Source organism: Neoroseomonas lacus (genome assembly GCF_014644535.1).
Lineage (GTDB): Bacteria > Pseudomonadota > Alphaproteobacteria > Acetobacterales > Acetobacteraceae > Neoroseomonas > Neoroseomonas lacus.
On the sequence record NZ_BMKW01000017.1, the window covers coordinates 72,414 to 86,257 of the forward strand.

12 protein-coding genes are annotated in these 13,844 nt (G+C 71.2%); 4 read left to right on the forward strand and 8 right to left on the reverse strand.

Annotated features, from left to right (window positions below):
- Positions 1-27: 27 nt before the first annotated feature.
- Positions 28-792 carry a class II aldolase/adducin family protein gene (locus IEY36_RS26695; protein ID WP_188972698.1) on the forward strand — a complete coding sequence of 255 codons (765 nt, stop codon included), beginning with the start codon at positions 28-30 and terminating at the stop codon, positions 790-792.
- 43 nt (positions 793-835) lie between these two features.
- On the opposite strand, the gene IEY36_RS26700 is transcribed toward IEY36_RS26695, so the two are convergent.
- Positions 836-2,140 (reverse strand): AMP-binding protein, encoded by a 1,305-nt coding sequence (locus IEY36_RS26700; RefSeq protein WP_188972700.1) that lies wholly within the window; start codon positions 2,138-2,140, stop codon positions 836-838.
- Positions 2,141-2,145: 5 nt separating this feature from the next.
- The gene (locus IEY36_RS26705; RefSeq protein ID WP_229681599.1) at positions 2,146-2,412 is read right to left on the reverse strand and encodes a phosphopantetheine-binding protein; all 267 of its coding nucleotides are present in this window, start codon (positions 2,410-2,412) and stop codon (positions 2,146-2,148) included.
- 99 nt (positions 2,413-2,511) lie between these two features.
- Between IEY36_RS26705 and IEY36_RS26710 the strand changes: the two genes are divergently transcribed.
- On the forward strand, positions 2,512-3,501 hold the full coding sequence (locus tag IEY36_RS26710) for a polysaccharide deacetylase family protein (protein WP_188972702.1): 990 nt from the start codon (positions 2,512-2,514) through the stop codon (positions 3,499-3,501).
- A gap of 255 nt (positions 3,502-3,756) precedes the next feature.
- Here the strand turns inward: IEY36_RS26710 and IEY36_RS26715 are convergent, their stop codons facing one another.
- Positions 3,757-4,215: a hypothetical protein gene (locus tag IEY36_RS26715; protein ID WP_188972704.1), complete on the reverse strand. Its 459-nt coding sequence runs from the start codon at positions 4,213-4,215 to the stop codon at positions 3,757-3,759.
- Between the two features lie 286 nt (positions 4,216-4,501).
- On the opposite strand from IEY36_RS26715, the gene IEY36_RS26720 reads away from it, so the two are divergent.
- On the forward strand, positions 4,502-5,212 hold the full coding sequence (locus IEY36_RS26720; RefSeq protein ID WP_188972706.1) for a trypsin-like serine peptidase: 711 nt from the start codon (positions 4,502-4,504) through the stop codon (positions 5,210-5,212).
- Here the strand turns inward: IEY36_RS26720 and xdhB are convergent.
- The 5 genes from xdhB to IEY36_RS26745 all read right to left on the reverse strand — a co-directional run bounded on the left by xdhB (position 5,193) and on the right by IEY36_RS26745 (position 12,630).
- A complete protein-coding gene (gene xdhB / locus IEY36_RS26725) occupies positions 5,193-7,460 on the reverse strand; it encodes a xanthine dehydrogenase molybdopterin binding subunit (RefSeq protein ID WP_188972708.1) in 2,268 nt (755 codons plus the stop codon). The genes IEY36_RS26720 and xdhB overlap by 20 nt on opposite strands.
- Positions 7,457-8,887: a xanthine dehydrogenase small subunit gene (locus IEY36_RS26730; RefSeq protein ID WP_188972710.1), complete on the reverse strand. Its 1,431-nt coding sequence runs from the start codon at positions 8,885-8,887 to the stop codon at positions 7,457-7,459. Before IEY36_RS26730 ends, xdhB begins: the two co-directional genes overlap by 4 nt.
- Before the next feature lie 165 nt (positions 8,888-9,052).
- Positions 9,053-10,024 (reverse strand): Bug family tripartite tricarboxylate transporter substrate binding protein, encoded by a 972-nt coding sequence (locus IEY36_RS26735; RefSeq protein WP_188972711.1) that lies wholly within the window; start codon positions 10,022-10,024, stop codon positions 9,053-9,055.
- Between the two features lie 22 nt (positions 10,025-10,046).
- Complete coding sequence (locus IEY36_RS26740) at positions 10,047-11,198, reverse strand: CaiB/BaiF CoA transferase family protein (protein WP_188972713.1); 1,152 nt, start codon at positions 11,196-11,198, stop codon at positions 10,047-10,049.
- Positions 11,199-11,664: 466 nt separating this feature from the next.
- Positions 11,665-12,630: a hydroxymethylglutaryl-CoA lyase gene (locus tag IEY36_RS26745; RefSeq protein WP_188972715.1), complete on the reverse strand. Its 966-nt coding sequence runs from the start codon at positions 12,628-12,630 to the stop codon at positions 11,665-11,667.
- An 81-nt stretch (positions 12,631-12,711) separates the two neighbouring features.
- On the opposite strand from IEY36_RS26745, the gene IEY36_RS26750 reads away from it, so the two are divergent.
- The gene (locus IEY36_RS26750; RefSeq protein WP_188972717.1) at positions 12,712-13,464 is read left to right on the forward strand and encodes an IclR family transcriptional regulator; all 753 of its coding nucleotides are present in this window, start codon (positions 12,712-12,714) and stop codon (positions 13,462-13,464) included.
- Positions 13,465-13,844: the final 380 nt, after the last annotated feature.

Below are 13,844 nucleotides of genomic sequence, written 5' to 3' on the forward strand. Positions count from 1 at the left end.
CTTTCGCCTTCCGGCAGGAGGTTCCCGATGGCGAATGTGGTCCACACCCTCACCGACAGCCGCGCGGAGGAGCGCGAATGGGCGCTGCGCTGCGACATGGCCGCGGTGTTCCGCATCGGCGCGCGGCTCGGCTGGAATGAGCATATCGGCAACCACAATTCGCTGATGCTGCCCGACGAAGCGGAACCCCGCTTCCTCATCAATCCACGCGGCTACCTGTTCCAGGAACTGCGCGCGAGCGACCTCATCGTCTGCGACCTCGACGGCCGTGTGCTCAAGGGCAAGGGCGAACTGCGCAAGGTCGCCTTCCACATCCATTGCCGCATCCACCTGGCCAACCCGAACGCGGCCTGCGTGGTCCATGTCCATCCGCGCTGGCTGACCGCGCTGTCGATGATCGAGGGAGCGGAATTCTCACTCTCCCACCACAACTCGCTGCTGCTCAATGACCGCACCGTCTATGACGGCGAGGGCGACCAGCCCGTGCACAGCAACGAGGAAGGCGACCGCATCGCGCGGCTGATGGGCGACAAGACCATCATGGTGATGCGCGGCCACGGCGTGACGGTGGTCGGCCCCACCGTCCACGACGCCTTCGACGAAACCTACATGGCCGAGCGCACCACCATGTACCAGATGACCGCCATGCAGACCGGGATGCCGCTGCACAAGCTGCCGGACGCGGCGCGCCGGCATCACACCGGGGCCTGGGGGGAAAAGTTGGACGCGCGGCTGCATCTCGATGCGTGGCGGCGGGTGCTCGATCGGGAGGAGCCCGACTACGCGACGTGAGTGAGGGTCGAGGGGCGCTGCGCCGCCAAACTTCAGCGACCCCTCACCGCTTCCACGCCAGCGCCACGATCGCCCCGCGGCTCACCTTCCCCACCGCGTCGCGCGGCAGTGCCGGGAGCATCACCACCGGCCGCGGCAGGAACGCCGGCTCAACCTTCGCCCGCAGCGCCGCGACCACCGCCGCCGCGCTCATCCCCGGGGCGACTACCGCCGCCGCCAGCCGCGCCCGCGGATTCACGTCCAGGTCGTCCGGCGCGACGAACACCCCGTCCTCCACGCCCTCGATCCCAGTCAGGATGCGCGTCAGCCCCGCCAGCGACGCCCGCTTGCCGGCGAGCTTCACCATATCCGCCAGCCGCCCCTCCAGCCGGAAGCGCCCTTCGCCCACCCACTCCAACCGGTCCGACAGCGGCACCGGTGCCGGCAGGCCCGGCACGCTCACGCTCGCGCCCTCCGCATCGATCTCGAACCGCATCCCCGGATAAGGCTCCCACGCCTCGCCATCGAGCGTGCGGCGCGAGGCGATCGACCCCGCCTCGGTGGCCCCGTAGATCTCGCGCACCGGCGCCCCCCAGGCCGCCTCCGCCTCGGCCGCCATCTCCTCCCCCAGCGGCGCGGTGGCGGAAATCACCCCCGCCAGCGGCGGCAACGCCACCTCGCTGCCGAGCAGCGCGCGCATCTGCAGCGGCGTCGTTACCAGCAGGCGCGGCGCCGGCAGCCCGGCCAGCGCCTCGGCAATGTCCGAGGGGTAGAACACCACCCCCGCATGCCCCGCCCCGCCACCATGCAGCGGCATCATCACGGTGGTCTCGAAGCCATACATGTGCTGCGCCGGCACGGTGCCGAGGATGCTCATCCCCGCCGTCACGCCGAAGCGCTCGGCCGCCCCCCGCGCGCCGGCCACCAGCGCGCCCCAGGGCTTGGCATGTGGCCGCGGCTCCCCCGTGCTGCCGGAGGTGAAGCCGATCGCCGCCACCATGGCGGCCGGGACCATCGGGTTCGGCGCGGCATCGCCCGGCGCGGCCTCGGGCGAAAGCACCGGCACTGGCAGCGCGGCACCGGTGTCCGATAGCGCATATCGCGCCCCATGCCCGCGCGCGATATCCGCCAGCCGCTGCGGCGACCGGTCGGCCGACAGCAAGGTGGTCTGCCCGCGCGACAGCGCCGCGGCGAAGCCCACCAGCGCGAGATAGCGGTCGGCGCAGAAATTCAGCACCGGCCCTTCCCCCGGCAGCCGCGCGGCCAGCGCCGCCACCTCGGCCAGGAAGCGCGCGACCGTCACCGGCACCACGCCGCGGTGGAAGATCACCTCCCCCGGCGCGCGCGAGGTCAGTGGGAAGGCAGCCATGCCCGTCAGCTCGCCCGGTTCTTCTCGATATGCGCCGAGAGCGCGCGCAGCGAGGCGAAGATGCGGTGGTTCCGCTCATCATCCGAGCGCAGCTGAAAGCCGTAGCGGCGCGACACCGCCAGCGCGATCTCGAGCGCATCGATTGAATCGAGCCCCAGCCCCTCGCCGAACAGCGGGGCCTCCGGGTCGATCTCCTCGGCGGTGACCTCAAGGTGCAGCGCCTCGACGATCAGTCGCGCGACCTCCGCTTCCAAGGAGAGGGTAGTCGTCAAATTCGGTCTCCCGCCGTGCCTCATCGTGCCACCCGGGACCTGCCGTCAGCCAGGCCACCGGCCTTGACGGGGACGAGCGCTGCGGCGACGTCAGTCGCCATGCCATCCCGTTCCGGAACCCATACCTATCAACGTGAAAGCGGCCGAACAAGGGCGACGGAGCGGGCTGCCCATGGCTTCGCCGCGCTGCCCGCCCTGTTCACCTTCACCGTCGATGTCGAGTCGCATCCCGGCGGCGGCGGCGCGGCGGCGCCAACCCGGCGCCTGCTCGACCTGCTGGAGGCCACCGGGTCGCTCGGCACCTTCTTCGTGCTCGACGAGGTGGCCCGCGCCGACCCCGCTCTGGTGCGCGAGATCGCCCGGCGCGGGCATGAAGTCGCCTCCCACGGCCACACCCATCGGCATCTGGCCGCCGAGGGACCGGCAGCCTTCCGCACCGGCATGGTTGCGGCACAGCGGCGGCTCGCGGACCTCTGCGGCCAGGCACCGCTCGGCTACCGGGCGCCGTATTTCTCGCTGACCCCGGCGGCGGGCTGGGCGCCGGGGGTGCTGGCGGAGCTCGGCTTCGCCTATTCCTCCTCGATCCTGCCGGCGCGCAACCCGCTGGCGGGTTGGCCTGGCGCGCCGAGCCGACCGTTCCGCTGGGCCTGCGGGCTGCTCGAATTGCCGGTGCCGGTGGGGCGCATCGGGCCGCTGGCGCTGCCCTTCCTGGGCGGCATGTATCTGCGCTGGTTGCCAGGCTGGCGGTTGCGGTCGCTGTCGCGAGACTGGGCGGCCAGGGGGGATTCCGGCGCGTTGTGGTCCTATTGCCACCCCTATGACCTCGATACAGCCGCACGGCTCGTGCGCCGCGCCGATACAGGGCGGCTGGCCAGCCTGATGCTGTGGCTGAACCGGCGTTCGACGCTGCCGCGCCTGCAAGGGCTGTTGCAGGGGCGGACCTCGGTGCCCTTCGCGGCGCGTCTGGGGGAGATCGGGGCCAGCGCGGTGGCCTGGGGGCCGAGGGAGGGTTCGGAGGCGAAGTACGGCGCTGACGACCTTGGAGAGGGGCTCGGCCCCTCTCCAAACCTCACCCCGCCAAAGGCCTAAGGGCCTCTGGACACCTTGAATCGGCACGGGGCCCGACGGCCTGACCAAGGCAAAAATATCGCTCCGGGCGCAAGGCCCGACAGATGCTTGGCACCGGGCAGGCCGGGCGTTCCGCTTGTGCGAAAATGCCATTTTGCCCAACACCAAGTGTGAGTTTTCAAACGGCCTTAAGCCTTTGGTCGGGATAGGTCCGGAGAGGGGGAAAGCCCCTCTCTGGTCCCCCTCCGCGCCTCCCGGGCTCTCCAGGCGCAACGGCTATTGCCGCCGGCAGAGCCGCGCCTCAGCCGCCTCCGCCGCCATCGCAACCTCCCCGGCGCCGAGGATGATGTCGCGCGGCCCCTCCTCCCGCAGTCGCTCGGCCGCGCACAGGCACAGGCCGGCGACACGCTCCAGCGGCCAGTCCGGCCGGTCGCCTAGAGCCTCCTTCAACCCGGTGGTGCAGCGCCAGCGGAACAGCGCGTCGCCAAAGGGCGTGGCCAATGCTGCCTGGCTGTTGCCCGAGGGCGACGCCACGGCGGCCGGTTGGCGCGGAGCCTCGGCCCTCTCGGCGGGGGCCGTGGCCTGGCGGGGCGGCTTGCCCCCCAGCCACGCCACGCCGGCCCCGAGCGCGGCCAGCAACACCAGTAGGAAAACGGCGCGAATCACACGGCCGAGCATGCCCCGGACAGGCGCCAGCGGCCAGATGCGACGCTGCCCGATGCGTCGCGCTGTCATCGCCACCGCTTCTTTCCGCGCACGGTCCCGCCCTGGCGCGGATGCCGTCTCGCCAGCGTCCGTCTGCGGCCTTGCCGACCGGCATCGTCACCCCGGCCAATCCGCGCTGGAGCATGTTCTGATTATACAGCCCCGGCCCGGCTGCCCGTCCGGGATTTGGTCGTTGGGTCGCCGGGTGGGGTGCGAACGGGTGCCAATTCAGCGTCAGCGGAAAATGCCCTATCCTTGGCCAATGCCTCCCTTCGCACTGATCTGCCGCACCGTCGCGGGCATGTCCCCGCGGCGCATGACGGCCCGCGCCACCATCCGGCGGGCGGGCGCGGCGGCGCTGGCGTGGCTGCTCACCGCGCTGCCGGCCACCGCGCAGGTGCCCGGCCTCGGCCCCGTCGATACGCGCCACTTGGTTTCGCCGAACGAGGCCCCCTTCGACGCCATCGCCCTGGTCGAAACCAAGGCCGGCGGGCGGTGCACAGGCGCCCTCGTGGCCCCGCGCGTGGTGCTGACCGCCGCACATTGCCTGGTTGCCTCCGACGCGCAGCGCCTGGTCCCGCCGGCCGACATCAGCGTGCGGCTTCACGGACGGACGGTGCACGGCACCGCACTGCGCAGCGGCGCGGGCTTCATCCCGGCGCGCGAGGAACCCTGGCGGGCCGACTGGGCCCTGGTGACGCTCGCCGCCCCCTTCGGCCGCGCCCACCCCCTGCCGATGCTGCGTGAACCGCCAGTCCAGAACGCCCCGGCGATGCTCGCCGCCTGGCAATATGACGAACCCGACCTGCTGATGGCCGATCGCGCCTGCCGCGTCGTCACCGTGGGCACCTTCGGCGCGCAGGGCATCCTGGTCGGGCACAATTGCGCCGGCACGGTGGGCAGCAGCGGCGCGCCGATCCTGGTGCGGGTGGCGGGTGGCTACGCGGTGGCCGGAGTGCAGGTGAAGGCGGCGCTCGGCCAGCCGCTCGGCGTTGGCGTGCCGGCCTTCACGATCCCCGCGCCCTGATCGCGCGCAGCAGGCGGTCGGGCGTCGCCGGCAGGTCGAGCCGGTCCACCCCCGTCGCGTCGCGCAGCGCGTTCCACACCGCGGTGGCGAGCATCAGCGGCGGTTCGCCCACCGCCTTCGACCGGAAGATGGTGTCCGACCGTGCCGGCGCATCCGCCAGCAGCCGGACATTGAAGGCGGGCGGCACGTCGCGCGAACCGGGGATCTTGTAGGTGGACGGGCCGAGCGTGCGTTGCCGTCCCTGGTCGTCCCACACCAGTTCCTCGCAGGTCAGCCAGCCCATGCCCTGGACGAAGGCGCCCTCGATCTGGCCGCGGTCGATGGCGGGGTTCAGCGAGCGGCCGCAATCCTGCACCAGGTCGGCGCGCAACACGCGGTGTTCGCCGGTCAGCGTATCCACCACCACCTCGGCGACCGAGGCGCCGTAGGAGAAATAGAAGAACGGCTCGCCGTGCATCGCCACCGGGTCCCAATGGATGTCGGGCGTGCTGTAGAAGCCGGTGGCGGAGAGGCTGACGCGCTCGATCCAGCAGCGATGCGCAAGATCCCCAAAGCCCATCGCTCGGTTGTCGCCGGGGCGGGCGACGAAGACGCGGTCCTCGGCGAAGGTGATGGCGTCGGCCGGCACCTCCCACAGCGTGGCGGCGACCTCGGCCATGCGGCTACGGATCGCCCTCGCGGCGAGATGCGCCGCCCAGCCATTCAGGTCCGATCCGGTCGAGGCGGCGGTGGGCGAGGTGTTCGGCACCTCAGCGGTGGAGGTCGCGGTGATGCGCACGCGGGCGAGCGGCACGCCGAAACTCTCGGCCACCACCTGCGCGATCTTGACGTTGAGGCCTTGCCCCATCTCCGTCCCGCCATGGTTCAGGCGGATCGAGCCATCGGCATAGACATGCACCAGCGCGCCCGCCTGGTTCATGTGGCGGATGCCGAAGGAAATGCCGAAAGCCAGCACAAAAGACCCGAGCCCGCGCCGCAGGAAGGGATGCGTCGCGTTGAAGTCGGCGATCTCGGCGCGGCGCTCGTCCCAGCGCGCATCGGTTCTGCATTCCGCCCAGACGCGGCGGATCAAATCGCCCTCGAGCGCCTGGCCATACGGGGTGAGCGCGTCGTTGTCGCCGCCGGCGAAATTGCGCTCGCGCACGGCTTCAGGCGTCAGGCCCGTGGCGCGCGCGACGGCGCTGATCACGTCTTCCATCAGCAGCACACCCTGCGGGCCGCCAAAGCCACGGAAGGCGGTGTGCGAGACGGTGTCAGTGCGCAGCGCGAGCGCGGTCAGGCGCACCGCCGCCACGTCGTAGCAGTTCAGCGCATGGGTGACGGCGCGGAACACCACGCCGGGCGTTAGGTCGAGGCTGTGCCCGCCATCGGCGGCCAGCGTCGCGTCCAGTGCGAGGATGCGTCCCGAGGCGTCGAAGCCGGCCTTCCAGCGGAACAGGAAGGGGTGGCGCTTGCCTGTCGCCGCCATGTCAACACGGCGGGGCGGGCGCAGCTTCACGGGCCGGCCGGTGAGATGCGCGCCGAGCGCGGCCGCCGCGCCGATCCACGACGCGTTGCTCTCCTTGCCGCCGAAGCCGCCGCCCATGCGCCGGCAACTCACCGGCACGCGGTTGTAGTCGCAACCGAGGATGCGGGCGACGACGTGCTGCACTTCGGTCGGGTGCTGGGTAGAGGAGGTGACGGCGAACTCGCCATCCTCCCCCGGTACGGCGATGGCGATCTGCGATTCGAGGTAGAAATGCTCCTGTCCGCCGGCGTTGAAGCGGCCCTCGGCGGTGAGCGGCGCGGCGGCCAGCGCGGCGGATGCATCGCCGCGCGCGATGACCTGCGGCGGCATCAGATAGTCTTCGCGGGCGAGCGCCTCCTCCGGGTCGAGCTGCGCCGGCAATGGCGTGATGGCCGGCGTGATGGCGGCGGCTGCGCGCAGCGCGGCGTCCCGCGTCTCCGCCAGCACCAGAGCGATGGGCTGGCCGTGATGGCGGATGGTGCCCTCGGCGAACAGCGGTTCCTTCCCGTTGCCCGATGGCGAGATGTCGTTCGGCCCAGGAATATCGGCGGCCGTCAGCACCCGCACAACGCCCGGCAGCACCGGGATGTCGATACCGTCCAACACGCCGCGCGCGACAGGCGAGAGCACCAGCGCGCCATGCAGCAGGCCGGGCGGTTCGGCCAGGTCGTCGGCGAAGCGCGCGGCGCCGGTGGTGTGGGCCAGGGCGCTGTCATGGGCGATGGGGATGCCGACGCTCATGCCACGAAACCCTGTCCATGCGGCGCCTCGACGGCCATGACCTCGCCGGCCAGGCCCGGCCCGCGCAGCGCCATCCGTCGCAGCAGATTGCCCGCGGCGATGCGACGATACGCGGCGCTGCCGCGCAGGTCGGACAGCGGCGCGATCTCCGCTTCCAGCGCCGCCGCCGCCCGATCGGCGGCCACGGCATCGAAGGGCGCGCCGATCAGCGTCGCCTCGGCCGCCGGCGCCCGCGCCGCCCGCGGCCCGCAGCCGCCATGGGCGATGCGCGCCGCCACCACCACGCCCTCGCGCCGCTCCAGCAGCACCGACAGCCCGACCGTCGCGATGTCCTGGTCGTGGCGCTTCGACAGCTTCTCGCACACCAGCAACGCGCCCGGCGGCGGGCGCGGGATGGTGACGCGCAGGATCAACTCGTCCGGTGCCAGCAGTGTCGTCCGGTAGCCGGTGATGAAATCCTCGACCGGCATGGTCCGTTCGCCGCGCGGCGAGACCAGCGTCACGCTGGCCCCCAGCGCGATCAGCGGCGGCAGCGAATCCCCGATCGGGCTTGCCGTGCCGAGATTGCCGCCCAGCGTCCCCATGCCGCGGATCTGGCGCGAGCCGAGCCGGCGCAGCAGCGCGGTGCAGGGCGCGAAATCGGCATCCTCCACACAGGCATCGAGCAGTCGCCAATAGGGCACCGCGGCACCGATCGTGACGCCGGCCTCGTCGTGGTCGAAGGACCGCATCTCGGCGACGTTGAGCAGGCAGATCACTGCCTCGGGCTGCTCGCGATGCTCGGAGACGCGCAGGCCGAGATCAGTGCCCCCGGCCAGCAGCCACGCCTCGGGATACGCGGCACGCAGCGCCACCGCCTCGGCCGCCCAGCGCGGCAGCCAGAAGCGTTGCGTGGCGGTCGAGACCTCCGTCGCGGCCAGCGGGGCTTCGGGCGCGGCAACGCCGTCATCCTCCATCGCGCCCATCGCATCGAGGATAGGCCGATAGCCGGTACAGCGACACAGATTGCCCGCCAGCGCCTCATGCGGGTCGCCGCCCTCGCGCGTCCAGGCCCAGGCGGACATGACGATGCCGGGCGTGCAGAAGCCGCATTGCGTGCCGTCATGCGTGGCCATGGCGCGCTGCACCGGATGCGCCTCGCCGGTGGCGTCGTGCAGCCCTTCCACCGTGCGGATGGCGCGGCCGGCCACTTGGCCAAGCATCATCAGGCAGGCATTGGCCGGGATGCGGGACGAGGCGTCCTCGATCACCACGGTGCAGGCGCCGCAATCGCCCTCGGCGCACCCTTCCTTGGTGCCCGACAGCCGCGCCGGGCCGCGCAACCAGTCGAGCAGCGTCATGGTCGGCGAGATGCCGGGGGGCAGCGTGACCGCCTGCCCGTTCAGGGTGAAGCGGATCGGCCCGGCCGTGCTGGCGATGTGGTCCATCCCCGCAGGCTAGGCAATCACCATGCCGAACGGGAATGGAATCTGACGCCCGGCGCCGGATCGCCGACGATCAGGGCGCGTCACGCCGACGGCGTGCCTCCGGCACGACGCGTCCGAGGGCGGGAACAAGCGAGCACCACCGGTCGGAGTATTCGGCCGTTGGCTTCAGTCGAGCTGGATGCGCGCCTCGCGGACCACCCGCCCCCATTTCGCGTGTTCCTCGGTCAGGAATTCGCGGAAGCGGGCCGGCGTCGACCCGAACGGCTCGCTGCCTTCCGCCGCGAGGCGGGCGATCGTCTCGGGCGTCGCCAATGCCTTGCGGGCTTCCTGCGAGAGCCGGTCGATGATCGGCTCCGGCGTGCGGGCGGGCGCGACCAGACCGGTCCAATTCACCGCCTCGAAGCCGGGGAAGCCGCTTTCGGCCACCGTCGGCACATCAGGGAAGGTGCGGCTGCGGGTGGCGGAGGTCACGGCCAGGGCGCGCACATCGCCCGATTCCAGCATCCCCTTCACCGCCAGCGGATTGGCGAAGAAGAAGTCGACGCGCCCGGCCAGCAGGTCGGTCAGCACCGGGGCGGCGCCGCGATAGGGGACGTGGACGACCTCGATCTCCGCGGCGCGGGCGAACATCGCGCCGGCGAGATGCCCGGTGGTGCCGTTGCCGGCATTGCCCGCGGTCAGCGAACCAGGCCGCGCGCGGCCGGCGGCGACCAATTCGGCCAGCGTGCGGTAGGGCGCATTGCGCCCCACCACCAGCACGTTGGGCTGCGTGGCGACCAGCGAGATCAGCGCGAAATCGGTCAGCGGGTCGAACGGCATGCGCGGATAGAGCGCGGGGTTGATGGCGAGGTTCGCCGCCTGCCCCATGCCGATCGTGTACCCGTCCGGCGCGGCCTTGGCGACGGCGTCGAGGCCGATATTGCCGCCCGCGCCGGGGCGGTTGTCGATGACGATGTTCCAGCCGGTCGCCGCGGCGATGCGCCCGCCGATCTCGCGCGAGATCACGTCGGTGCCGCCGGCGGGCGGGAAGGGGACGATCAGGCGGATCGGCCGGTCGGGCCAGGCGGCCTGGGCGCGCGCGGCGTGGGACATGGCGGCGGCCAGGGCGGCGGCGGCCATGAGGTGTCGTCGAAACATCAGTGTCTTCCTCGCGGGGGCGTCAGTCGGCGGCGGTCGGACGAGCGCGCAGCGGGCCGAGTATCTCCTCGTCGTGCTCGCCGATCTTCGGCAGGTCGAGCCGGACGCCGAGGCGCTCGGCACCGAACTGGATCGGCAGCGCGGGCACCGTCGCGGCGCGGCCATCGGGCAGGGTGATCGGCAACAAGCCGCCGCTCGCCTTCAGATGCGGGTCTTCGAACAGATCCCACGGCCTGGCGATGCGCGAGAAGGGCAGGCCGGCGCGTTCGCACATCGTCTCCAGCGTGGCGATGTCGTGCTTGATGAGCAGCGACTGCACCAGCGGGATCAGCGTCTCCCGCCGCTTGGCGCGTTCGGTGTTCGTGCCGTAGTCGGGGTTGTCGAGGACCGGTTCGTTCAGTTCGCGCAGGAAGATCTCCCACTGCCGGTCGGTGACGACGCCGATGAAGATCTGCCCGCCATCCCTGGTGTCGAACACGTCATAGACGCCCCAGGCGCGCTTGCCGGCGGGCATCGGCGTGGGCTCCTGGCCGGTGAGGGCCTGTTGCAGCATGGCGGTGGAGACCAGGAAGGCGGCGTTCTCGAACAGGCCGGATTGCAGGTGCTGGCCGCGCCCGGTCGCGTCGCGCTGGCGCAGCGCGCCCATGATCGCGATGGCGCCGAACATGCCGCCCATCATGTCGTTGACCGGTGCGCCGGCACGCAGCGGCCGCCCCGGCGGGCCGGTCATGTAGGCGAGGCCGGATTGCATCTGCACGACCTCGTCGAGCGCCGTGCGGTTCTCGTAGGGCCCCGGCAGGTAGCCCTTGAGCGAGAGATAGATCAGCCGTGGGTTGCGCGCCGACAGCGCGTCATAGCCGAGGCCCTTCGCCTCCAGCCCGCCGGGGCGGAAATTCTCCAGCAGCACATCGGCAGTGTCGATCAGCCGCTTCAGCGTGTCGAGGTCCGCCTCGCTCTCGGTGTCGAGCTGCACGGATTTCTTGTTGCGGCTGAAGGCGGGGAAGAAGCCGGTGCCTGAGGATGTGAGGTAGCGCGTGCGGTCGCCCTTGCCGGGGGGTTCGACCTTGATGACCTCAGCGCCAAGGTCCGCGAGCACCAGGCCGCAGGTGGGGCCCATGACCATGTGGGAGAATTCGACGACGCGAATGCCGGCGAGGGGGAGTGGGGCGGTCATTCGGTGAGTCCTTGCTGCGTGCATCGGGGCGAGGGTTGGAGGGCCGCCGGCCGGACAGCGCGAAGATTGGAGGGGCAACGCCCCTCCAAACCACCCCACCAAAGGGCAGTGCCCTTTGGAATGCCGACTTTTGGCACCGTGCACCGTTGCCGACCTCGGTGCCGAGAGCCGCTCTTGCGCCCGACAGTCGCCGGGCGGGCCGCCATACGTGCTGTTGCGCGGCGGCAAGTATTGGCTTCCGAAGCGCGAGGCGCTGCCCCTCCAAACCACCCGGCCGACGTGCCGCGCATTTTGGCATGGTGTGCCGTTGTCGGGGTGATTGCCGAGACACGCCTTCGCGCCCGAACTGTGATTGGCCGGCCGGCGCGTACTTCTTTGCTCGACGCCGAAAATTGGTGTCCAGAGGCCCTTAGGCCTTTGGTGGGGTGAGGTTCGGAGAGGGGCAAAGCCCCTCTCTGAGAGCCCCTCATGCCGCCCGCGCCTTCGCCCGGAACGCGGTGAGCGACCCGCCCCGCAGCAGCGCGGAGGGCAGCGTCCGCCCCAGCGCCTTCTCGGCGAGGTGCCCTGCCGCGATCAGCGCATCGATGTCGATCCCGGTGGCGATGCCCATTTCCTCGCACAGCATCACCAGTTCTTCCGTCGCGATATTGCCGGGCGCGCCGGGATGCCCGGCGAAGGGGCAGCCGCCGGCGCCGCCCACCGCCGCGTCGAATTCCGCGACGCCCAGGCGCAACCCGGCATGCGCGTTGGCGATGCCGAGGCCGCGCGTGTCGTGCAGATGCAGCGACACCGCCTGGCTGGGCCAACGGGCGCGCACCTCGCCCACCACGCGTTCGATCTGCATCGGATTGGCCCAGCCCATGGTGTCGGCGAGCGAGATGCGCTCGATGGCGCAGCCGGTCTCGGCGGCCAGCGCCATGACGTCGGTGACGGCGGCCATCGTCTGCGCGAGCGTGACCTCGCCCTGGAAATTGCAGCCGAAGGCGGCCTGCACGGAAGCGCGGGTGACCGCCACACCGGCCGCCTGATGCTCGGCGACGTTCTCGCGCATCGCTGCGAGCTGCCCAACGCGGTCGCGATTGAGATTGCGCAAGGAGAAAGCCTCGGAGGCCGAGACGGTGATCGAACCGTAGATGGACAGCCGATCCTTGAACGTCAGCGCGCGCTGCAACCCCTGCGGGTTGAACCACAGCGCCGTGTAGGTGACGCCCGCGCGCGGCGTAAAGCCACCGACCACCTGGTCGGCATCGGCCCAGCCCGGCACGCGCTTGGGGCTGACGAAGGAGGCGACCTGCAGCCGCTGCACGCCGGTCGCGGACAGCGCGTCGATCAGCGCGATCTTGTCGGCGGTCGGCACGGGGGTGGTGGCAATCTGGAAGCCCTCGCGCGGGCCTTCCTCCGCAATGCGCACCATGCGTGGCAGGTCGCTCATCGCCGTCTCCTCTGGCCGGCGATGCCGGCGCAATTAATTCTGTTGTGCAGAATTGAATTCTGTTGGAGAGAATATTCCAATATGCGCAACCCCGATGTCAACCCGAACCCGCCCGCCCGCCGCCGCGGCCGCCCCGCCCGAACCGCGCCACCCGCCGCCGAGCAGCGGGTGGAGGCGGTGGAACGCGCCTTCGCGCTGCTGGAAGCCTTTGCCGACGGCACCAAGCTGCTGACCTTGGCGGAACTCGCCGCGCGGGCCGGGCTGTATCCGAGCACGGCGCTGCGCTTGGCCGGGTCGCTGATCCGCTTCGGCTACCTGGCGCGGGGGGCGGGGGGCGGCTACCGGCTCGGGCCAACGCCGTTCCGGCTCGGCGGGCTGTATCGCGCCGGGTATGTGCTGGCGGACCAGGTGCGGCCGGCGCTGGTGCGGCTGGTGGGACTCACCGGCGAGACCGGCGGTTTCTACGTGCGCGACGGCGACCGCCGCATCTGCCTGTTCCGCGAGCCCTCGCCGCGCCCGATCCGGCTGCATATCGAGGAAGGCGCGGCCATGCCGCTCGACCGTGGCGCCAGCGCGCATGTGCTGATGGCCTTCAGCGGCGGCACGCTACCGGTGCATGACACCGTGCGCGCGGCGGGGGTGGCAATCTCGATCGGTCAACGCGACCCGGAAATCGCCGCCGTCGCCGCGCCGGTGTTCGGGCCGGCAGGGCGGCTGGTCGGCGCGCTCGGCGTGTCGGGGCCGGTGTTGCGGCTCGGCGCCGCCGAAGCGGCGCGAATTGCACCGATGGTGGTGGCGGAAGCGCAGGCGGTGTCGCGGTTGTTGGGGGCATGATTGGAGCGGCCCTGCCCCATATGCTCGGGGATTGCGCGGTGAAACAGTGGGAGCCGGAGAGGGCTGTGCCCCCTCCGGACCTCCCCCACCAAAGGCCCGAGGCCTTTGGAGACCGATACCTGGCGCTGGCCGAGGCGGGGGTTACTCTGAGCTGAGCGCGCCCTATGCCCGACACCCGGCGACGTGCCGGCCATTATGCCCGAAGCGACTTCTTCTTGTTGGCAGGGCAACCGCGCCCGGCACCGATTCAAAGTGTCCAGAGGCCCTTAGAGACCGTTTGAAAATGCGCCAGGGGGCGCATTTTGAAGTCCGGCACCGGCCCGCACCCCCACCCGGCCACCCACGTCAGTATCCTGGAATGGGTGGCCGGGTGGGGGTGC

Coding starts and splice junctions, on each gene's coding strand:
- IEY36_RS26695 (WP_188972698.1), top strand. CDS start 28: ATGGCGAATGTGGTCCACACCCTCACCGACAGCCGCGCGGAGGAGCGC.
- IEY36_RS26700 (WP_188972700.1), bottom strand. CDS start 2,140: ATGGCTGCCTTCCCACTGACCTCGCGCGCGCCGGGGGAGGTGATCTTC.
- IEY36_RS26710 (WP_188972702.1), top strand. CDS start 2,512: ATGCCATCCCGTTCCGGAACCCATACCTATCAACGTGAAAGCGGCCGA.
- IEY36_RS26715 (WP_188972704.1), bottom strand. CDS start 4,215: ATGACAGCGCGACGCATCGGGCAGCGTCGCATCTGGCCGCTGGCGCCT.
- IEY36_RS26720 (WP_188972706.1), top strand. CDS start 4,502: ATGACGGCCCGCGCCACCATCCGGCGGGCGGGCGCGGCGGCGCTGGCG.
- xdhB (WP_188972708.1), bottom strand. CDS start 7,460: ATGAGCGTCGGCATCCCCATCGCCCATGACAGCGCCCTGGCCCACACC.
- IEY36_RS26730 (WP_188972710.1), bottom strand. CDS start 8,887: ATGGACCACATCGCCAGCACGGCCGGGCCGATCCGCTTCACCCTGAAC.
- IEY36_RS26735 (WP_188972711.1), bottom strand. CDS start 10,024: ATGTTTCGACGACACCTCATGGCCGCCGCCGCCCTGGCCGCCGCCATG.
- IEY36_RS26740 (WP_188972713.1), bottom strand. CDS start 11,198: ATGACCGCCCCACTCCCCCTCGCCGGCATTCGCGTCGTCGAATTCTCC.
- IEY36_RS26745 (WP_188972715.1), bottom strand. CDS start 12,630: ATGAGCGACCTGCCACGCATGGTGCGCATTGCGGAGGAAGGCCCGCGC.
- IEY36_RS26750 (WP_188972717.1), top strand. CDS start 12,712: ATGCGCAACCCCGATGTCAACCCGAACCCGCCCGCCCGCCGCCGCGGC.